This is a genomic window from Heyndrickxia sp. NPDC080065 (genome assembly GCF_050281185.1).
GTDB lineage: Bacteria > Bacillota > Bacilli > Bacillales > Bacillaceae_C > Heyndrickxia.
In genome coordinates this window covers 154,334-174,365 of record NZ_JBNNWS010000012.1, presented here as the reverse complement: position 1 = coordinate 174,365, position 20,032 = coordinate 154,334, and the positions used below count along the sequence as shown (strand labels likewise).

The 20,032-nt window shown below is 33.0% G+C and carries 16 protein-coding genes and 1 pseudogene; 13 read left to right on the top strand and 4 right to left on the bottom strand.

Annotation, left to right across the window (positions count from 1 at the left end; genetic code table 11):
• The first annotated feature begins 239 nt into the window (after nucleotides 1–239).
• The 6 genes from ACQKP0_RS16000 to ACQKP0_RS15975 all read left to right on the top strand — a co-directional run bounded on the left by ACQKP0_RS16000 (nucleotide 240) and on the right by ACQKP0_RS15975 (nucleotide 7,203).
• Entirely contained in the window at nucleotides 240–893 is a 654-nt protein-coding gene (locus ACQKP0_RS16000; protein WP_427406860.1) for an HAD family hydrolase, read from the top strand.
• A complete protein-coding gene (locus ACQKP0_RS15995; RefSeq protein ID WP_427406842.1) occupies nucleotides 883–1,500 on the top strand; it encodes an NUDIX hydrolase in 618 nt (205 codons plus the stop codon). The genes ACQKP0_RS16000 and ACQKP0_RS15995 overlap by 11 nt, the downstream gene beginning before the upstream one ends.
• A gap of 72 nt (nucleotides 1,501–1,572) precedes the next feature.
• On the top strand, nucleotides 1,573–2,103 hold the full coding sequence (locus ACQKP0_RS15990) for a tyrosine-type recombinase/integrase (RefSeq protein ID WP_427406841.1): 531 nt from the start codon (nucleotides 1,573–1,575) through the stop codon (nucleotides 2,101–2,103).
• Nucleotides 2,104–2,296: 193 nt separating this feature from the next.
• Nucleotides 2,297–2,605: a hypothetical protein gene (locus tag ACQKP0_RS15985; RefSeq protein ID WP_427406840.1), complete on the top strand. Its 309-nt coding sequence runs from the start codon at nucleotides 2,297–2,299 to the stop codon at nucleotides 2,603–2,605.
• A gap of 319 nt (nucleotides 2,606–2,924) precedes the next feature.
• Nucleotides 2,925–5,171: a hypothetical protein gene (locus ACQKP0_RS15980; protein WP_427406839.1), complete on the top strand. Its 2,247-nt coding sequence runs from the start codon at nucleotides 2,925–2,927 to the stop codon at nucleotides 5,169–5,171.
• A gap of 532 nt (nucleotides 5,172–5,703) precedes the next feature.
• On the top strand, nucleotides 5,704–7,203 hold the full coding sequence (locus ACQKP0_RS15975) for a reverse transcriptase domain-containing protein (protein ID WP_427406838.1): 1,500 nt from the start codon (nucleotides 5,704–5,706) through the stop codon (nucleotides 7,201–7,203).
• Between the two features lie 96 nt (nucleotides 7,204–7,299).
• On the opposite strand, the gene ACQKP0_RS15970 is transcribed toward ACQKP0_RS15975, so the two are convergent.
• A complete protein-coding gene (locus ACQKP0_RS15970) occupies nucleotides 7,300–7,461 on the bottom strand; it encodes a hypothetical protein (RefSeq protein WP_427406837.1) in 162 nt (53 codons plus the stop codon).
• 283 nt (nucleotides 7,462–7,744) lie between these two features.
• Between ACQKP0_RS15970 and ACQKP0_RS15965 the strand changes: the two genes are divergently transcribed.
• The 7 genes and pseudogenes from ACQKP0_RS15965 to ACQKP0_RS15935 form a co-directional block, all read left to right on the top strand.
• Nucleotides 7,745–8,530 carry a restriction endonuclease gene (locus ACQKP0_RS15965; RefSeq protein ID WP_427406836.1) on the top strand — a complete coding sequence of 262 codons (786 nt, stop codon included), beginning with the start codon at nucleotides 7,745–7,747 and terminating at the stop codon, nucleotides 8,528–8,530.
• Between the two features lie 170 nt (nucleotides 8,531–8,700).
• Entirely contained in the window at nucleotides 8,701–10,188 is a 1,488-nt protein-coding gene (locus ACQKP0_RS15960; RefSeq protein WP_427406835.1) for a DUF6883 domain-containing protein, read from the top strand.
• 126 nt (nucleotides 10,189–10,314) lie between these two features.
• Entirely contained in the window at nucleotides 10,315–11,442 is a 1,128-nt protein-coding gene (locus ACQKP0_RS15955) for a hypothetical protein (protein ID WP_427406834.1), read from the top strand.
• A gap of 986 nt (nucleotides 11,443–12,428) precedes the next feature.
• Nucleotides 12,429–12,572, top strand: a complete 144-nt coding sequence (locus ACQKP0_RS15950; RefSeq protein ID WP_427406833.1) for a hypothetical protein — start codon at nucleotides 12,429–12,431, stop codon at nucleotides 12,570–12,572.
• Nucleotides 12,573–12,607: 35 nt separating this feature from the next.
• Nucleotides 12,608–14,383 (top strand): group II intron reverse transcriptase/maturase, encoded by a 1,776-nt coding sequence (ltrA, locus tag ACQKP0_RS15945; RefSeq protein ID WP_427406859.1) that lies wholly within the window; start codon nucleotides 12,608–12,610, stop codon nucleotides 14,381–14,383.
• 303 nt (nucleotides 14,384–14,686) lie between these two features.
• The gene (locus ACQKP0_RS15940; protein ID WP_427406832.1) at nucleotides 14,687–15,226 is read left to right on the top strand and encodes a GNAT family N-acetyltransferase; all 540 of its coding nucleotides are present in this window, start codon (nucleotides 14,687–14,689) and stop codon (nucleotides 15,224–15,226) included.
• 739 nt (nucleotides 15,227–15,965) lie between these two features.
• Nucleotides 15,966–16,092: pseudogene (locus tag ACQKP0_RS15935) on the top strand (DNA replication/repair protein RecF); the annotation flags it as partial.
• Between the two features lie 362 nt (nucleotides 16,093–16,454).
• On the opposite strand, the gene ACQKP0_RS15930 reads toward ACQKP0_RS15935, so the two are convergent.
• From ACQKP0_RS15930 to ACQKP0_RS15920, 3 genes are read right to left on the bottom strand one after another with little or no spacing between them, the layout of a single operon-like run.
• Complete coding sequence (locus ACQKP0_RS15930; protein ID WP_427406831.1) at nucleotides 16,455–17,231, bottom strand: DUF6339 family protein; 777 nt, start codon at nucleotides 17,229–17,231, stop codon at nucleotides 16,455–16,457.
• Nucleotides 17,228–18,160, bottom strand: a complete 933-nt coding sequence (locus ACQKP0_RS15925; protein ID WP_427406830.1) for a hypothetical protein — start codon at nucleotides 18,158–18,160, stop codon at nucleotides 17,228–17,230. The genes ACQKP0_RS15930 and ACQKP0_RS15925 overlap by 4 nt, the downstream gene beginning before the upstream one ends.
• Nucleotides 18,150–20,018 (bottom strand): hypothetical protein, encoded by a 1,869-nt coding sequence (locus ACQKP0_RS15920; RefSeq protein WP_427406829.1) that lies wholly within the window; start codon nucleotides 20,016–20,018, stop codon nucleotides 18,150–18,152. The genes ACQKP0_RS15925 and ACQKP0_RS15920 overlap by 11 nt, the downstream gene beginning before the upstream one ends.
• Between the last annotated feature and the right edge of the window lie 14 nt (nucleotides 20,019–20,032).

Genomic DNA, 20,032 nt, shown 5'->3' with positions numbered 1-20,032 from the left:
ACTTTCACCTTACGGGTGGCACGATGCCAAGTTTAAAATTACATTCTAAATAATTATTTCTAAAATAGTACTAGAGTGCGAAATTTAACATTTTCGCACTCTTATTTTTTATTGCTGATTAGATTTCAGGTTCATTACATTATTTTAATTTGTCCTTATTTTTCGACATAATCACTTATCACAAAATATTTTTGATAATATTGGAAAGAGAGAGAATAAAATTTAGGGGAGTGTTTGTTATAAAGGCAATTATTTTCGATTTTGATGGAACATTAGCGAATACCTTACCAATTTGTTATTATGCTTTTCAGACTGTTTTTAAAGAGTTTGATAATAAAGATCTTTGTTCTGAAGAAATCAAAGCAATGTTTGGACCTTCTGAAACAGGTATTATAAAAGAGAACCTATTAAATATAAATAAAGAACAGGCTATCGAATTATATTATGAAAAATACTCAGAAAATCATACCAAATTAGTTAAACAAAATTCAGAGATTAATGATTTAATAAGATATTTAATAGGCAAAGGGTTAAAATTAGGAATAGTTACTGGAAAAGCAAGAAGAAGTTTAGATATTTCCTTGAAAGCAATTCAAATGGAAAATTTTTTTGATGTTATTATTACAGGTGATGATGTAATTAAACCAAAACCCCATCCAGAAGGGGTGAAAAAGGCATTATCTCTATTAAATGTAAAGAATAATGAAGCTATGTTTATTGGAGATAGTGATGCAGATATACACGCTGGCATCCAGGCAAATGTGATTACAGTAGGTGTTCAATGGTTATCAGATTATCAAACTTTGGAATTTTCAATTGATCCTCATTCCTCATTTAATAGTGTTTCCGAGTTTATTGACTTTTTAAAAAAAGGAGTTTCTTATGAGTTATAAATGGCTTGAATGGGCGAAAAGAATTCAATCATTATCTCAAGCAGGATTAACATTTACCAAAGATGTTTATGATATTGAACGTTATGAAGAATTACGAAATATAAGTGCTGAGATTATGAAAGAATATACTGGATTAGAAATGCAAAAAGTAAAGGATTTATTCACTAGCGACACAGGTTACCAAACACCAAAAATAGATGTTCGTGGGGCAGTATTTAGAAATAATAAAATCTTAATGGTAAGAGAAAAAATGGACGATAGATGGTCTTTACCTGGTGGATTTTGTGATGTAGGCTTATCGCCTGCTGAAAATATTGTAAAAGAAATAAAAGAAGAATCTGGTTTTGATGTAGTTCCTACAAAATTACTGGCAATATTAGACATGAATAAACATCCTCATCCCCCTCAACCCTATCATTATTATAAATTGTTTATTCAATGTGAAATAGTTGGCGGTCAGGAAAAAATGGGTTTAGAAACGAAAGGGATAAGTTTTTATGACAAAAATAATTTACCTGAACTTTCTTTAAACAGAAATACAGTATCTCAAATTAAAATGCTATTTGATTTTCTAGAAAATCCTAATAAAGAAGCAATATTTGATTGATTTTATAAACTAAAAAAGCGTAATAGAGATTAAAAATTATAAATGAAAAATAAGAATTGAAATGGAAAGGTATTGTATAGATTTAGAAGTATAGAAAATTTAATTGGATCCTGCGATACAGTCAGACAGCGTGCTTTTCTAGAAATATTGTATGCAACGGGTTGTAGATTGTCTGAAGTTCATGGATTAGATAAAGCTGATATCAATCTACAAAACATGAGCACATTAGTTATTGGTAAAGGTGATAAACAAAGGGAAGTCTATTTTTCGATTAGAGCAATGTATCATTTAGGTAAATATATAAAAGGCAGAAATGACAATTGTGAAGCCTTGATGGTTACAGAGAGAAAACCTTATAGAAGATTATCTAAGCGAGGAATACAAAGGGAAATAGATATAATCGCCCAAAAAGCAGGTTTACAAGACAAAGTAAGTCCCCATGTTTTAAGACACACTTTTGCTACATTAACCTTAAATAATGGTGCTGAATTGGTTGCGATTCAAGAGCTCTTAGGACATAGTTCACCAGATACGACACTTAGATATGCAAAGATTAATCATGAGCGAAAGAGAGAGCAACATAAAAGGTATCTGATTCAGTAGGTTATCGTTTATTTGACTCATACTGCGCAGTACTAACAAAGCCTAATGAAAAGGTAAGAAGCAGGGAGTATTCAAGAGCTTTTTCTAAATTCGTTATAGCAATAGAATAGAAAAATCAAAGGAATTTGAAGGATGAGTTTTACTTTAAAAACGGCTATGATTATCTCAAATAATTTTTTTTGAGGTGATTATTATGAAGAAGCAGCCACCTTTTGAAGAATGGGGATATAAGCTAGTTCGATCCTCCTACGGAGAGCTAAATGGACAGAAAAGGTATTACCGTGTTTCCTTTGGTGCCTCATTTTGGCATACATCTGATCCAGATAATATTCATAGAGCCTGTACTGTTTTTGTACAATTTGGTACAAATCCTAATTTCAAAGCCGCATTAAAAAAAGGAGAAATTAAGATTGATTACCCTTGCCATATTCTTGATGTTGATTTGGAAGTTTTATTAGCTACAATGAAGGAACTAAGAGAGGAATACAAAATAAATATATGAAGTTCACTAGTTAACCCCCTATCATTTAAGAAAGATGGGATACTGTTAATAGACTAAACCCATCTACGAGATGATTGCATTATGTGATCGTCATTTCGTAATTGACAATTACTACGCAATAAATATCCTCATGATTTTGAAAAGGAATGTACTGAAACAAAATCTTGATGTTTGCGAATTAAAGTACTAACGGTAGTTGGTTAGTAAAAAAGGAGAATTCACCTTTACGCAGAATACCTACTACATAATGAGTGTGTGACAATATATTTTAGCTATGTTACTATTTAAAATTAGCACAGTACGGGAGGTACAATGACTAGTGGTGAACAGAGATAGCATGGTAAGAAGAGTGGATTTTCAATTGCGGTCAGAATTTATTGGGTTACAGACCGAGATTTATAAGACCAATGATTATGGCTATTGGATAGTTTTGAAGAATTTTTGTAATCGTTTTGATGAAATCAGTAAAATGTTTTCAACCTCTATCCGGCCAGCCGGGGAAGCAATTCAAGTGGTCGTGTCAGTTCCAGCACACTGGGAAAGAAAAATTGAACCAATATCCGAGCAAAATATGGTATCGGATTTTGAGGGCTTTCTACTGAACTTTAATCAACTTAACCTTTTTGTAAAGAGTAAATTTAGTTCTGTTCCTATTGTTAGTCTCTATGAAAACCCAGAAGTTCGGTATCACTTATTGGTGGAGGTTATCGATCTGGGAGAACTTGGGCCATTTGATTTAAACGCAGTAGAGGGCTTCTTAAAAAAGGCGACACCATATAGAAATATAAACTTCCTCCTGGTACCGAATGATTATAAAGATGAAATAACCCGATTAAGCAAAGGGCTTGTTTGTCTTAATGAGGTGAAGCCAGATCCAAATAATGATGCAAAATTTATCATTGGCGTAATAGATACTGATGTTAACTTAATAGAAAGATTTAAGGAAAAGTTGTCTAATAGGTGGGGAAATTATACTTTCGTAATATCAGTTAAAGAGAAACCAAAGGATTCAGTAGATTGGAATCGTATCTTTCGCGTTTATCTTCCTAAATCTGGCCACCTTTGGACCCACTTGGAAGAACCATTTATGAGAATTGAAACAGACTACCACCTTTCCAATAAGGAAAAGGATTTAGTAAAGAGAATAATCGAGGCTATGAATCTCGCTTTCCAAGATATTATTTTCAGTGTACGTAATCAGCCACTTCAAACAGACAATATTTCACTTAACATACGAACCTATAAGGAAATCCCATCCTCTGTTCGGGACTCTGAGCTTTGGTTTGACCATGCAAAAAATTTTTATGATGGGAGTTTTACGAAAGAACAACTTTATTTTTATAATGAGGAAAAATCAAAATGTTATTTAGATTTTTCTTTATTCGATAATATGAATTTAAGAAATCAGTTGTTGTTATACGATGTAATCTATCTTACACCTCCAATGGAAATGAACGCAGAGACAAATTTGGCTGCTTGGCTTAAGAAACAAAAAATGTCAAGGGATGAATTATTTGAATTGATAGCAAGAGGAAGAATTAAGTTACTACTATCAAACGATGAAACTAGATATCATCCTGACTTATTATCAGAAATCTCCTCTGTAAATCCAAAAGCTTTAGTAACTAGAAGGGGAATTGCTTCTTTACTGGCATGTGAATTTACCGAACTTGAACGCCAATCCTTACTTTCAGGACTTACTCCTGAAGAATGGACTATCTTGTATGACTTATCTTTAAGGGCAGAAGCTATTCTGGAAAGCCAACAGCAAACTTCTGCCACTGGCTGGTTGTTTCAGCTCTTTACGTGGCCTGCACGAGCAAAACAAAAGAGCCTGGAGCTTTTATCATTCGGTAGTCCTATTCGGTTGGCAACAATCGGTGTCCATCAGGTTTTTCCTGCTTTAACAGCAAAACCTGAAATTGAGTTTGAACTTGTCGCAAATGGTCCTTCTATCTATACAGCGAGTGCACTTGAAGCGACTTATTTTCCCTTCCAATCACCTGATGGAACTTACTCTGATAAAGGGGTTGCAAATGTTTTGGGTGATTTGCTGAATATGTATAAATATCCTAAGGAAGGACAAAGAGACACCTTAATTAATTTGAAAAATCTACACCAGCAAGAACAGCATGTAATCGGCTTACTTGAATTAAATGAGCCTGTTTCCATATTGAAATTTGATGATATCGCAACACAGTATCATACTAGAGAAAAACTTAAAAACTTGCTGATGAAGCTGGAAATGATGAATGAAGATGAACGGAGAAAACATGTAGATCAACTAAATGGTCTGTTATTTGAAATTGGAGAAGGGCAGCAAAAACGCCGTGTCAATGGGGTGGACTATTTGCTTGGTGGTGCAGGACTTATACCTGACATTGGTTTGGTTTTCTCGCTAGCAGGAATATTAAAAAATGCCTATAAGGATATAAAGAACAGCGATAAAAAACAGGTGATGAAATTAATTGATAAAATAGGAGAGAGACAGTATAATCAACAGGAAAAAGAAGAGATTTATATGCTAAGTAAGATCGATCGGGCAGCTAGGTTGAAGGTGAAGTGAGTGCCTATTACTTCCCGAGCTGCTCGGGTCAGACCCTATCCAAAAAAAGATATATTTGTTGCGCAGTACAACGATATTAGTCACTAAATATGTATTTTAACCCGATCACTTTTGAAGTGATCTTTTTTCATATTTGACTAAATACTGCGTAGTAAAATCAGTTCTTTTGTAAAAGAATGTACTCAAAGTACAGAAGTTTATTTTTATGTGATTGATTTCCACAATCAGGCCAGATTGTGGAAAATGCTATACTGTATAGCATATAAAATCTAAAACTGTCTTCTTTCCAGCACCATATCCTTCATATATACATAATACATAGATTACTATTTACGTTTCAAATTAATTGTTATATAGTAAGATTATGCCATTAGGTGGTGAACGGAAGCCATATAATTCGGATTCTAATTCGAAAATGGAGAACAAAGCTCACTCAAGCTAAGTTCTAAGTGAGAACTTATTTTTAATTATGGTTTGCGTGGAAAGTCTTATCTTTTAAAGGTAAGACTTTTTGTTTAGGAGGGGAAATGTTATGTTACTCGAAGAAATAGAATTTCATATTGAACAGATAGCAGAAAGAAAATCAAAAGAATTTCAAAAATACCACAATAACATTGAATTAATAAACCAAAGAGAACGCAGAAGAATTAAAAATCCAATTTTAAAAGAAGTAAGAACACCTGAAGAATGGGATGTTGATAAAAAATTCAATCCATTCTATGTATTGAAGCACAAAAACCAAATTGCTAAATCAATTTTTAAAAAGTTAATCAACGGGACTTATCAACCTTTCACACCATATGTGAAGCAAATCCCTAAGAAAAATAGCACTAAAACGAGGCCTGTCCATGTTTATCAGATCCCTGACGAAGCTGTTTCTAACTATTTATACAATAGACTACTTAGCAAAAATAAACATAGGTTTAGCTCCTTTGCCTATGCTTATAGAAATGACAGAAATGTACATTATGCCATTCAGGATATTGCATTAGATATTAAAGGAAATCCTAGAATGTTTGTTGCTGAGTTTGATTTTAGAGATTTCTTTGGTTCAATTAACCATGAATATTTGTTATCACAATTTAATAAGAATGGATTTTTAATTAGTGATTTTGAATCAGATATAATTAAAAAGTTTCTTATTCATTTTCCAAAAGGTATTGCTCAAGGAACGTCAATCTCACTTTTTTTAGCAAATTTGGCATGCTGGTCATTAGATAAAAAACTAGAATTAGAGGGACTTAGATTTGCAAGATACGCAGATGATACTGTTATATGGTCAGAAAGTTACCAAAAAATTTGCAAATCATTTGATATAATACAAGATTTCTCAAGAGAAACAGGGGTTGAAATAAATTTTGATAAATCTCATGGTATAAGTCTTTTGTCCAAGAAAGGTATGCCTTCAGAATTTCAATCTGATAAGAAATCTATTGAATTTCTAGGATATAAGCTTTCCGGTGATAACATTAGTATCAAGCCTAGTTCTGTAAATAAAATTAAAGAACACATAAGTTACTTACTATTTAAAAATCTTATTCAACCATTAAATACAAAACCTCTTCAATCTGTAAAAATTCCTAGTAATAACAACGATAGTGACTTTGTTACCGCTATTATGCAAATACGAAGATATCTATACGGAAATTTGAATGAAAACATGTTAAAAAACTATTTGAATGGTTCATATAAACGTCTTAACTTTAAAGGTGTAATGAGCTTTTACCCTCTTATAGATGACGAAAAACAGATGAAGGAACTTGATAGGTGGTTACTATCAACAATTCTTAACACATTAAGAAAGAGAAACAAATTGTTGATTAGTCACGGACATAAACGCTCAAATCAGTTTCCATTCAACCTAGATAAGAATAATTTGCTGAAAGAATGCAAGTCAAAAAGAATACATGGAAAAAAGGGACTAATTGAAATACCAAGTTTTACAAGAATATACCAGGCGATAAAAGAATCAGTTACGGTAAAGGGTATAGAAGCAACTATGCATCCAAAATCCAATGAGTATAGTTACTAAAGTTCATATAAATCCTTAAATACCACTTGAGTGGTCTTTTTTTAAAATATCATATTAGCAATTTATTTTAGTTGTAATACCAATTCAATAGGGCTACTACATCCGTTCATGTTCTACATTCTGAATGAGACCAACTACATTCCATATTAATGGACTAGCCTGAAAACAAACAGCAGTAGTATCACCTACTATACAATTTGTTCCACATTCGCGTGCTTGAATAATGGCAAAAATAAAGTTATTACCTGCATAGTACAACGATACAGTTGAAAAGTTTAGGAGACGATTGCATTTATTAGGTAATCGTCTTTTCGCATTTGACCTATTCTGCGCAATAAGATCCCCATTTTTAGGTGACTTTGTGAAATAATGTACTTAAGCTAAACGAGCAAGTTACTTAAAGAAGGATTTACACTTTTGTTAATAGAAATATTAAGTATCTAATAAATAAGGGGAAAATATATGAATGTACTGGAGGCACATTTCTCAAACGCTCTCCAAAACCAACATTTCTTAATAAACTTTAAAATGGGGGATTACTTTGGCTTTGACTAAAGATGGAAAACTTTTAGAGGAACTTGTTTATAATAAGTTCAAAAGTGAATCAAAATCTTTTATAGAAGATGAAGGGTGGGTAACACATTTCAAAGTAAAGAAGAACTATCACGTAAGAGACAATAAGACCCAAACACCAAGACAAATCGATGTAGCGATAATTGAGGAAGGATTTGGAGGTGAAATCTTAATCGCGGTAGAATGTAAAGACCATACCAACCCTATAGACATTACGAAAATCGAAGAGTTTATTACTAAACTTGAGGGCATAAATGCAAATAAGGGCATAATGGTATCTATATCAGGTTTTACTAAAAAAGCAATGGAATTAGCCATAAAATCCCGTGGAATAGAATTAAACTTATGGACATTAAAAGATTTAGAAGAATATCTTTACCATGATTATAACTACTTCAATATGGAATGTACGTTTTGTAGAAAAGAAAAGGATTGGTTCGGTAAAACGATACATTCGGTAGTCCATTTTGATAATTTCGAAAACATTGTTACTAAGAGTGGAAAATATATTAAAGTGTTTAACGGAACTTGTAATACATGCCACACGATTTTCTACTTGAACAGTAAATGTGAATCAATCACTCCTGTCTTCTTTTTAACCAAAAATTTAAGCTACATTCTTAAAAAAAATCCTGTTAATTGTAAAGATGATTGTGGGTTAACTTATTCAATAGATGATGATATGGAAGTTGATTATAAATATAAGGGAAAAAAATGTAAGATAATTAACAGTGCACATGTTGAGTTTTTTTAGGTCATTAATTAATTACAAAATAGGTTTTTGCTGCATTTTTCACTTATTTAACTACAGATGCTCAATAATACCATAGTAAACGATCTGAAAAAGTCTAAAATATGCAGTAGTTTATTCATAACCTAGTATGTTTTGGGCTTTAAACGCCTCTAAAGTAAGGAGTGAGGGTATTGAAATCAGTAACTTTTTTTTATGTGGATGATAAATCAGCGTCTCATAAAACTCTGGCTATTTTATTACACAGTTTGTTAAAATATTCTATTAATAGTTGCTCAATTAAGATATTTCATGGACTTGTACTTTTTGAAGAGCTAGGAAGAAAAGTATCCCATGTAAAACAAGATGATAACTGTTTTATATCTTTCAGTAAGTCTAATGATGTTAAAGCCCATATTAAAGCATATGAATTCTTCTGTAAAGAAGTAGAAAATTCCCCGAATTCAATAAAAAACATGTTTAGCATAGAAGATTTTGAGACAGGTGTCTACGCCATAACTGTTAGGAGCATAATGTCAGACACATTAATCAAAGTAGACAAGGACTTAGCAAAGAAAGACAAATTATATAAAGGTTATTCTGTGCTTGATTATAATTTGCTACCCAATTATTTACTCTTTATTGAATATATGGAAGATAACTGTATGCTTCAATATGATAAAGCAATAATTAGTGATGATATATTTCAGTGCGATATTTTAGAATATTTATCCGATGAGCAGTGTCAGTTCGTAGAACTGGATGTTTATCAATCTATGGTCATTGATAAAAAAGAAAACTTATTGATAGATGAAGAAGGTATTGAAAAAACAATTGAAACAAAGCAGCAAGCAAATGTATTTAATTTTTGGCATTTGCTTACTAAGAATGCTTTTACTTCATTACTGAATGGTAATAAAGGGCCTAATAATTTTGAAATAAAGACCAAAGAACGTTTATCAAATAAAGATGTTAGTGATATGTCGGGTAAATTATTAGAGTATTGTTTAAATCCTAATCATGTCGTTGGGAAGCATAAAGCAAAATTATTTGAAGAGGTTTTAGGTTTTAATCAAGATAATTTTTATTTACTTGAAGCACGAATTAAAGAAGGTCTTAAAAATTGTAAGTTGGAATTTAAAAAAGGATTAAATAAGTATGGTTTAAATTTCTCAGCTTATATTGAAGTCCAGGGGATTAGCGGTAATAGTAAAACGATAGAAACTGCATGGGAATTTAACCCTAATAAACTGGAAAAAATCAGGTTAGTAACAGCTTTTATTGCTTCAAAAGGAGAACAGAGTCACGATAACGCTACTAGGATATTTTTTTTAGAAAATACTACACAAGATTATTATAAAACATTATTACAAAAAGCAAAGGAATATGCTGAGCAGAATAATAAAGATTATGAAGTGACTCCCATGATATTATCATCTAATCTAGGCAAGAATGAGATTGTACATCAAGGGGAGTTTGGATATTCACGTATATTAATTAAGCATAAAGAATTTGCTTCTTGGTTGGTTGATAATAATGAGGCTATCTACTATGAAGAAGAATGTATAATAACAATTGATAAGCAATTAAATTATCAGCTATCTAGAAATTATGCTGAAAATATGATTGAGATTTTTGAACTTAATAGGATCACTGCAGAAGTTGTTTCAATATATGATTAATCAAACTTTAAAGACAAGTATAGGAATAGGTAGTACAACGATTCATGAATAGAATAATCCTTTAAAGAGCTGGAGTTTTGTTCCTGTATTTGTTGTAAGAATTAAATAATATTTCAGGGTGAAAAAATGACAATAGAAGAAAAATTAATTTATTTGACAGAAAACATTTTATATAATGAATCTATTAATCTGCCAAAGAACCGTACTGATGATAATTTTATAGGATTTATTAAAGCAATATTTGATGAATATATTGTTCTTTTATCTGCTTCAGAAATAACACAACCGTTGTTATCTGAAATTAACACATTAACATCAGGTATCTTATCGGTATACGAAGAATATTTTAAAGGTTTTCCCCACAAAGCATATCACAATCTTGACCATGTTTTGGGAAACATAAAAACACGTTTGGAAAGATTTGGTACCCAGCCTATGGAACATAGTGACAATAATTTTTATAGGATTAGAACAGGGAGTAATCATGCCTATACAATGGGAGAGTTGTTTCATATTCCATTTGAAAAAAGAGAGATGGTAAATTCCCAAAGGTATAGTATACCCGGATTTCCAAGCTTGTATTTAGGTAATTCTGTAATGGTTTGCTGGGAAGAAATGGGGAGACCTGATCTATTAAAAACTCAAGCTGTTAGATTATCTACTGAGAAAAGGAAATTTAGCTATATAGACCTTGGTTATCCTCCGCACATATATAACTCTATTCTAAGAGATATTTTGTTTCAGAAAAAGAAAGTTTCAGAAGATTTATTACATCAAACACATGATTATTTAGTATGTTGGCCTTTAATAGCAGCTTGTTCAATCCATGTAAAAAATAAAGAAGCGCCTTTTAAACCGGAATATATTATTCCCCAATTATTATTACAATGGGTTCGTAATAGTAATCAGTTTGATTGTATCAGGTACTTTTCTGTACATACTGAAACAAATTTGGATAATCATTTTTTAAGCTTTAATTACGTTTTCCCTGTCAAATCAAGCAATGAAAAAGGATATTGTAAAGAATTAATAAAATTATTTAAAATGACAGAACCAATTTCTACACAATACATGTTTACAATAATAGGAGATTCTGAAAAAGAATTAATTCGAAATCAATGTTTCAATAAAGATGCAAAATTATACTTAGGATTAAGACATGATGCACCATCTTTTCTATATAGGAATACTGATTTCGCTCTAATTGAGGGCTTTCTAAATTACAAATTACCTCTCAATAACATAAGAAACTAACATAGTAATGGGAGTTTGGAGCTACTCTAAGGTTTGCTGAAAACATCCCAGGTAAAACTTAAACAATCCAACATCCATATATATTGCACTAAATACAGGAAACATGGAATTAGCTTCGTTATGGGTAGCAACTATGATAGGAATTTCGATTTTAATGTTGGTCAGTGTACGCCTTATGAAGTCCTGATGGACTATAAATTTTTTTTGTAACTAATTTAGGCATACCTTTAGGATGCCTTTTTCTTATGATACTCCTAAATGACAAATAGGCTTTGGGCTTAAGATAAAACAAAGTCAGTTGCATCGTAGTACAACGATACTGTTCAACAGAAAAGTATATTAAACAATCGGGCGCTATTCTGGGTGCGAAACGTTCCTAACTCAAATGAAATGTGGTCACACAATTTCGGTAAAGGTTAGGCAGTTTCAGATTTATAAAAACTGAAGGGTTATGTCGAGGAGTCGAATGAGGAGGTAACGCTCTGAAAGGCTCCCTCTGCGTCGATTAGCACGTTATTTAGTAAGAAATAGCGTGTTATAAGCTCGGCTAATAGGCGTGAGAATTTACCGTAACAGTCCGGCTGACGAAATCCTACCCGATGGGGTGGTGTAAATCATGGTGCTTGGGTTGAACAAATATGGTGAGGATGCAATGTAAAATACAATAACATACTGTATTGCTGACGAATTTCTGAATGTACGGGTCTAGACGCGCATTATATAGAAATGTATTTACTATTAAATGTAGGGTTAGCTGTGGATGATTAAGAATCGGGAATATGAAAATCCATCTTGTGTTACAGGCACATGCACGCTAACAGGCTCATAGGAAACACCTAAGTTTGTTCTATAATAGACATAATTCAACGTTGTAAGCTGATAACGTGGAGAGCTTACTCTCGGTGAAGCGTTGGAAAGGAAAACATTCGTGAAAATAGCGACTGTATAACTTTTCTTCATATCAGTGAAAGTGGTGGCACAGTACCGTGGAAGCGTGTAATGAACGTGGAGGGATAGCCACTAGACTAATAAAAGATTCATTCACCATGCAAGGCAGTTCTTCAACGATTAATAAGGTTCTTGTAAGATTAATAGAGGTTCAGCTCCAAAAGGAGCCACCGACTTGTTAAAACGAAAGAAACTGAGGCACAATGAGTATTATGATATGCAATATCATTTTGATTCTTTATATGCTCAAAGTGCTAATGGTCAAAATTTTTATGGATTACTCGATTTAATGCAATCCGATGAAAATATTCGATTAGCTTATCGGAATATTAAACGAAATACCGGTAGTAAAACGGCTGGACATGATGGATTAACGATTGAAGATATAAAGCGATTATCTATATCAGAAGTTATATCGAAGATACAACGAATGTTTGAACACTATACACCTCAAGCCGTTCGGCGGGTCTTTATTCCAAAGGCAAATGGAAAGACACGCCCTTTAGGGATTCCGACAATTTGGGATAGGTTGTTCCAACAGTGTATCCTACAAGTGCTTGAGCCGATTTGTGAAGCGAAGTTTTATAAACACAGCTATGGGTTTAGACCAAATCGCAATACACATCATGCGAAAGCTAGATTTGAAACGCTCATTAATCGTGCGTGCTTATATCATTGTGTAGATGTTGATATAAAGGGATTCTTTGACAATGTGGATCATGCCAAATTAATAAAACAAATGTGGTCACTTGGCATTCGTGATAAGGCATTGCTTTCCATTATTTCACGTCTTTTAAAAGCTGAAATTGTTGGAGAAGGCTTCCCAACGAAAGGTACACCCCAAGGGGGTATTTTATCACCCCTATTATCCAACATTGTATTAAATGAATTAGATTGGTGGGTCAGTAATCAATGGGAAAATTTTGAGACGAACAAGCCGTATAAAACAAAATTAGGCAGATATAATGCATTGAAACAATCGAATTTGAAACACTGCTATATTGTGAGGTACGCAGATGACTTTAAAATCCTTTGTCGTACACGCTCACAAGCGATTAAAATGTATTATGCAGTTAAGGATTTTCTTCAAACAAGGCTTAAACTTGAAATTAGTGGGGAAAAATCGAAAGTTGTTAATCTAAAGAAAAATCCTTCGGAGTTTTTAGGGTTTCAGATTAAAGCACATCGGAAAAAGACGAATAAAAGAACACTATATGTTGCCCGTTCACACATGACCAAAAAGGCACTTGGAAATGCAAAGACAAAGATAAAACAAGCCATAAAGGCAATCCAGAAACACCAAACAATCGAAAATGTTTGGCGTTTCAATTTGGTCATAATGGGTATACAGAATTATTATTCAGCTGCGTCACGGATAACGATAGATTTAAAAGAGTTGAACTACCGTCTTCATAAAACATTATTCAATCGTTTAAAAGAAATGAGAAAAGAAGCTACTTTTCAGGACTTCGCAAAATCCTTACAGAAACGGTATAAGGGATATGAGTGTAAGCTTTATATAATAAAAGAAATGGTACTTGTCCCAATCCATGCCCAACGCTGTAAGGTGAATCTCAACTTCTCTCAAACTATCTGTAACTATACTACCGCAGGTAGAAACAAAATTCATCAAAATTTACGAGCGATTGATAAACAAACACTCGCTCATGTGATGAAGCAATTTATACCGAGCCGTTCTATCGAATACAACGATAACCGAATTAGCCGGTTTATCGCACAATACGGGAAATGTGCCATTACAGGGATTGAGTTAGGACTGAATGATTGGCATTGTCATCATATGACACCGTACCATCTCACAAAAGATGATTCGTACGGAAACTTAACGATATTGCACAAATCTGTTCATCTTCTCATACATTTGAGAGATCAAGAGAGAATACAAGTGCTTTTACATTCTCTTAAGTTAAATGAAAAGCAACTTACAGAAGTTAATAAATTGCGCAAGCTATGTCTGAACGAAGCTATCTGATTCTACATTTCATCTTTGCATATACATAAAAAATACTGAATGAATTGGATTAGTTGGAACGCCGTATGCGATGAAAGTCGCACGTACGGTGTGAAGTGGGGGAAAAGCTGGCGATAACCTCAAAGGCTTACCTATCACTATAATAAGGGGGTTTGTACATCGTTGGTAAGCGTAAAATAATCCCCACCTGCTATTAGATGGGGATTTCGTGTACACTTTATTTAGATTTATTTGGTACACGGCACTCCTGTGGAAGTGTCGTTAATGGACTTAAATTTATATTTTCGAAAGTAGGGAAGAAAAATGATTGAATTAAGAACGATTACCCACGATAATTTTGAGGCAGTGTTGAAGTTAAGCATAACAGATGAACAGAAAGGAAATGTGGATTCCAGCATATATTGTTTGGCTAAAGCCTATGTAAAGATACTCAACGACGAAAAACCTCCTATGATCTTCGCTATATGCAACAATGATGAAGTCATAGGATATGTCGATATTGGATTTTACAAACTGGCGGAAAGTTCAATTTTATGTGAAAAATATGGAGATAAATCTACTTATGGACTTAATCGCTTTATGATTGATAAAAAGCATCAAGGCAAAGGATTTGGCAAACAAGCAATGATGAAAGTTATTGATTACATAAAGTCGTTTCCACAAGGAAAAGCCGATGCAGTTGCTACATCATATTGGATGGTAAACGAAGCCGTCCGGAAGTTGTTTGCGTCTGTCGGTTTCGTTGAAACAGGAGCGATATGGGACGGACAAACAGGGGGTAATTGGAATGCAGAAAGAAAAGATATAGAGTATGCAGAAGTAGGTGCCAGACTCGGATTATAAAGCTAATAAGTTAGGTGCCTGGCTCTGGACTTCTTTGATAAATCACTCGCACTTTGTTCCCTGATCAGATCCTGCCACTGGGCTTTATGTATTTCGTGTTTCGATGTTTTCATAGTTATCAAATTATCATCTCCCTACTGTTCTAATGTTGACAAAGTGTGTTGCCAACATTATTTGCCGTAATAGTGCGCGATTGTTGAGCAACACAGTTAGAAAATGATAAAACTTTTTTATAAAACCGAAACTTATATATGTTAGAGAAGAATCTATTTTGATCAAACTTCCTTTCAAAATGGATTCTTCTTTTTTACCGTAAAATACGGGTTTGTGAGGTATTTTTGATTAAACTTTATTACAAAGCAACAATAAAGAGTATTTTCACTTTTCACAACTCCTTTTAAATTGCTTTAGTGTCATAACTCAAAAGTTCTGACACGTTTTTCTAATACTGATAGAATCAAGGTATAAGCCTTGTTCATAACTTAGTTTCATAAGTGTATTCGAAATTTAAGAAAAAAAGGGTGGTTTTGGTGAAATATGGATATGCTAGGGTGTCCACAATTGGACAAGATTTAGATGCACAAATTAAAGTCTTAAAATATAGCAGAATGCTGACTATACTATTAAAAATGGAAAAAAAGCTACGACATTGTTGAGCATTTTTCGCCTGTTCTATGTACTTACAAATCTATATAATATAATAAAAGTATAGGAAATATACTAATAGCGTGGAATTAACAGCCTATTAATATTAGCTCCTGAAAATTTAAATCTTATTAAAGGAATTCCACAAGTAAAGGCGGAGTTTTATTGATATGGAGATTGGGCAGGTTTCACCTTTGAATTTGCACGATAATGGTCAATATTAAAAAAGGGTAGTAAGGTAGACAAAAAAATTTAGGAGAATATAGGAATAGAAAAAGGGTCTGCTGAATAATATTGAAGTATAGGCAAGAATAAACGCAATAACTATTGTTTTTTTAGAATTACCTGCTAAAGAGACATATATATCATGTTATACTAAATGTAGATGAAGAATATCGTAGCATATCCAAATGGTGCACAATATCTTATGATGTTAAAATGCTTATAGGTAAAGTATTCCTTTTATAAGATGTTAGGTTTGGAGTTTAAGGCGTTCCAGGTGCAAAGCCCTTCTCAAAAGTTGATTTGAGAAGGGCTTTGAATTTGTCTATAAAACGGTGAATTTATTGATCTAGTATTACGGTTAAACGACAACTAATTCTGATGCTTCTAATTCAAGGTTATTCTTTTTAATCCAAGTTAAAACAAAGGATTTTATAGACTCTTTACTTAAACAGTCGAGTACTGTAACTCCACCAGAAAAGTTTATGTACTTCGCTAACTTTTTGATATTTTCACTATGTGTGATAGAAGGATAGTCCTTACTATATTGCAATATAGTATCAAGCATATTTATTAACCACTCTTTATTGTTACCTAAGTTTCTTTCTAATAATGCTTGTGCAATATTTTGATTTGAAAGTAGGAAACTAGTTAGCTCGTAAGGATTTTCTCGGTTTTCATCGTAGGTTAAATAGCCGTACCACCATAACCTCGCAATTCCATTACGAATTATTTCACGGTTTGTACTAGCAAAGTATCTTTCTAGTGTCCCTTTTGAAATTTCATTTTGATGATTAAGCCACCTTGCAGCCATATATTCTTGATATACATTATGTGTCAAATATGTCCAAATCCGTGAATCAACGGCTTGTGCCGGTGATAGGGTTTTGAGTGATTTATGAATAAGCTTTGCATTTTCAGCATCAGTCTTACTTGCATCTCTGCTTGTCCCACTCGGAATCACTAGATTAGCTTTTTGATATGACATACGTGATTCCATATACCAACTTCCACCGTTGGCATGAGGAGTTAGAAAATCATTTACCCAATTATCGACACTTTGATAATGAGCAATATTATTCATCATATTTTCACGTAATAGTAAAATCATATCCTCTTTCATATAGTTTAATTTCAAACAGTTTCCTCCTCCTCATCCTTAGATCCAAATAGCTCATCGAAAAATTCCAATCCATTTGAAAGTGGATTGCCTAATAGTTTTTGCGCGATTACTAGTGAACTTTCCATGATATTATCAGGCTCAGTTAAATCAAATTTTGATTCCTTAAGTTTTGTATTAATGACTTTGAACCAGCGATGTTCGCTCACTTTTTCTTCTATATAATCCTTAATCGCGTCAGCATTATTTTGTAAATTTGCTAAGTCTTTGCGTATATCATCGAGGATAACTACAAATGCTGGTAAAATGAACAAAGATGATGTAAGAGCAGCTAATTGCCCGTATTGATTTTGCAGTTGTTTCAACATTTTATATTTGTTGAAATTTGCTTTATCCAAAGTAATTATAATTTTATCCTCGCTACTTCTTACATCAATAGGTGGAGTCTTTTTATCGTCATTAAATACGATAGTGAAAATAGATGGAACTTTTACTAATGGATCAATTTTTTTCTCAACATTAAGCGTATATTCGGACCCTTCTGCTAATATGTCACCTTGAAAAATACTAAAACTAGCTCCCTCATAATCGTCATGGAATGCCTGACTTGAATAGGAATCAATTGCATTTGTAGCGATAATATATGTTGAAATTTCAACTTTCTTTTCTACGTATGATGAAGGGAGAGTAATAACATTCTCCAAACTGTTAAATTGAAATACACGTCTATAACGTGTAGTCGAGCAAACAACCTTTACTGCAAAAGCAACTAAATCAAGGGCTAGTAAATCTTCAAGATTGTTTTCAGATAAATCAACATTGCAGAGGAGTTTATAGTTCATGCCATCGATTTTTTGTGATATTTGGATATCAAATTTAGCTTTTTTATGTATAAAATCATCTGTTTGTGCATTTAAAACTGGATGTGGATAATTTTTATTGGCCATTAAAACTCACTCCCATTGCAACACGTACTTTTTCAACTAAGTCAAACTCCACAAAATTACTTCCTTTTTGCACTTTAAAAGGACCTATATTTGCTAAGTTAACAGGTAATGTCATTCCATTCATATGTGCATGTAATATATTTGCAGGTGTGTCTGAATCTTCACCTAATATTTCCATTTCGATTGTGAGTACACCGTCATTTTTGGACTCTAACTTAATTTTGTACTTACCATCGTTGGGATTTGTGCAATATAATCTATAGTTTGAAATTTTAGCCCTAACTTCTTTTTCTGTTAAAGGTGTTGGTTCAGGTTCAGGATTGGGATTAGGGTTAGGTTCTGGCTCAGGCTCAGGCTCAGGCTCAGGCTTTGGTGGTGAGTCCATAGGATTTTCATTTCCAGCCTTAACCATTGTTTCATCACCAACTGGATCTTCCCAATCACTTATGTTCGATTTTTTTTTCTTTTTAGTTGTTTTCTTCGCTTGTTTAAGTTTTGACTCTAAAGGTGTTCCACGTTCGCCTTCATTAGTAGAAGGGTCTATTTCAATTTCTGTCTCGTCAAGATCGTCAGGAAGAAATTCCGACAATTCATCAACGTCAAACGATTCTACTTCTTCATAGGGTGAAATAGACTTAATACTTTTGTTCATCCATTTATTCAGTTCTTTTAAGGTATCTTTGATAACTTTAATATCTTTTTTTCTACTGAATTCCCAATCTGTATGTGTGGGGTTTTCGATTCTTTTTAGTTCCTTATTAAAGGCGTCTCCTTTAATAAGCAGGACGGCAGCGTATTTAGTAGGTATTTGATAATTTTGTTTCTCTTTGATAACCATACCCGTTTTACGAATCATAGCAGTCTTTTTGTTATAGGTATTTTTATTAGCTACATAAAGTTGAACTTTCCCAAGACCATGAAAATCTTCTTCTTCAAAAAATGAGCTATTATCAGATGTTAAAACTTCATAATATTTAATAACATTGGACTTTGACCCTTTTTCTTGTAGCTCTTGAATATATTTCGAAAGATTAGTAGAATTGATAGATTTTCCATCTACTACTACTTCGAGGGACCCTTCATGAATTGCGATAAAGAAACTGGTTATAACAGCTTCACTTATTTCTTCAGCCCAGGATTCTCTAAAATCAAATCCAGCAATGAATAGATCTGTACCGACTTCTTGACGTACAAATTGTGTATTGATTTTTGACATATCTTTAATTGGCTGATTTTTTTCGGTCTCTCCATAGAAACCTGTAGCTTGACGTGGTTCTCCATCTTCATCTTCAAAGGAAATTAATTTAGCAACTCCTTGAAAAGCTTTTTTTTCCTCTGTATCTAGAGTTGAATAGAACACTACTTTTAAGTCTGAACAAACAAATGAGGCATGTTTACCAATGCCAAATGCTCCTCCCGAAGTTTCTTCCTTTTCTGATTCACCAACTACTTTAATTAAACGATGCCAGTTTGTATTTCGTAACTCGTCCGACCCACTTAAACCTACAGTATTGTAATCGCTAACTTTCATGAAATATATTTCATCTTGTTCAATGATATTTAGTGCTTTTTGCATTTCTTGTTGCGTTTCTGATCCATCCTTAGCTTCTTGAATACATCTGTTAAGAATATTTTTATATTCATCACGATCTGGAAATTCTTCTTTTGCTATTTTGAATACAGAAAATTCAACTCGTACCGGATTATCAGATTTATCATGAGCATCAATTGAATTTTGAATAGGCTCTCTAGCCAATGAAGGATAAGGATTTCCTCTAAAAGTTTCAAGCCCAGGATCATTTTTTCCGCCTTCAGATCCCCAGTTTGTTTTTGGAAATTGCCAACCGATTTTTGTCATATAACATATCTTCC

Coding starts and splice junctions, on each gene's coding strand:
- ACQKP0_RS15995 (WP_427406842.1), top strand. CDS start 883: ATGAGTTATAAATGGCTTGAATGGGCGAAAAGAATTCAATCATTATCT.
- ACQKP0_RS15985 (WP_427406840.1), top strand. CDS start 2,297: ATGAAGAAGCAGCCACCTTTTGAAGAATGGGGATATAAGCTAGTTCGA.
- ACQKP0_RS15975 (WP_427406838.1), top strand. CDS start 5,704: ATGTTACTCGAAGAAATAGAATTTCATATTGAACAGATAGCAGAAAGA.
- ACQKP0_RS15955 (WP_427406834.1), top strand. CDS start 10,315: ATGACAATAGAAGAAAAATTAATTTATTTGACAGAAAACATTTTATAT.
- ltrA (WP_427406859.1), top strand. CDS start 12,608: ATGCAATATCATTTTGATTCTTTATATGCTCAAAGTGCTAATGGTCAA.
- ACQKP0_RS15940 (WP_427406832.1), top strand. CDS start 14,687: ATGATTGAATTAAGAACGATTACCCACGATAATTTTGAGGCAGTGTTG.
- ACQKP0_RS15925 (WP_427406830.1), bottom strand. CDS start 18,160: ATGGCCAATAAAAATTATCCACATCCAGTTTTAAATGCACAAACAGAT.
- ACQKP0_RS15920 (WP_427406829.1), bottom strand. CDS start 20,018: ATGACAAAAATCGGTTGGCAATTTCCAAAAACAAACTGGGGATCTGAA.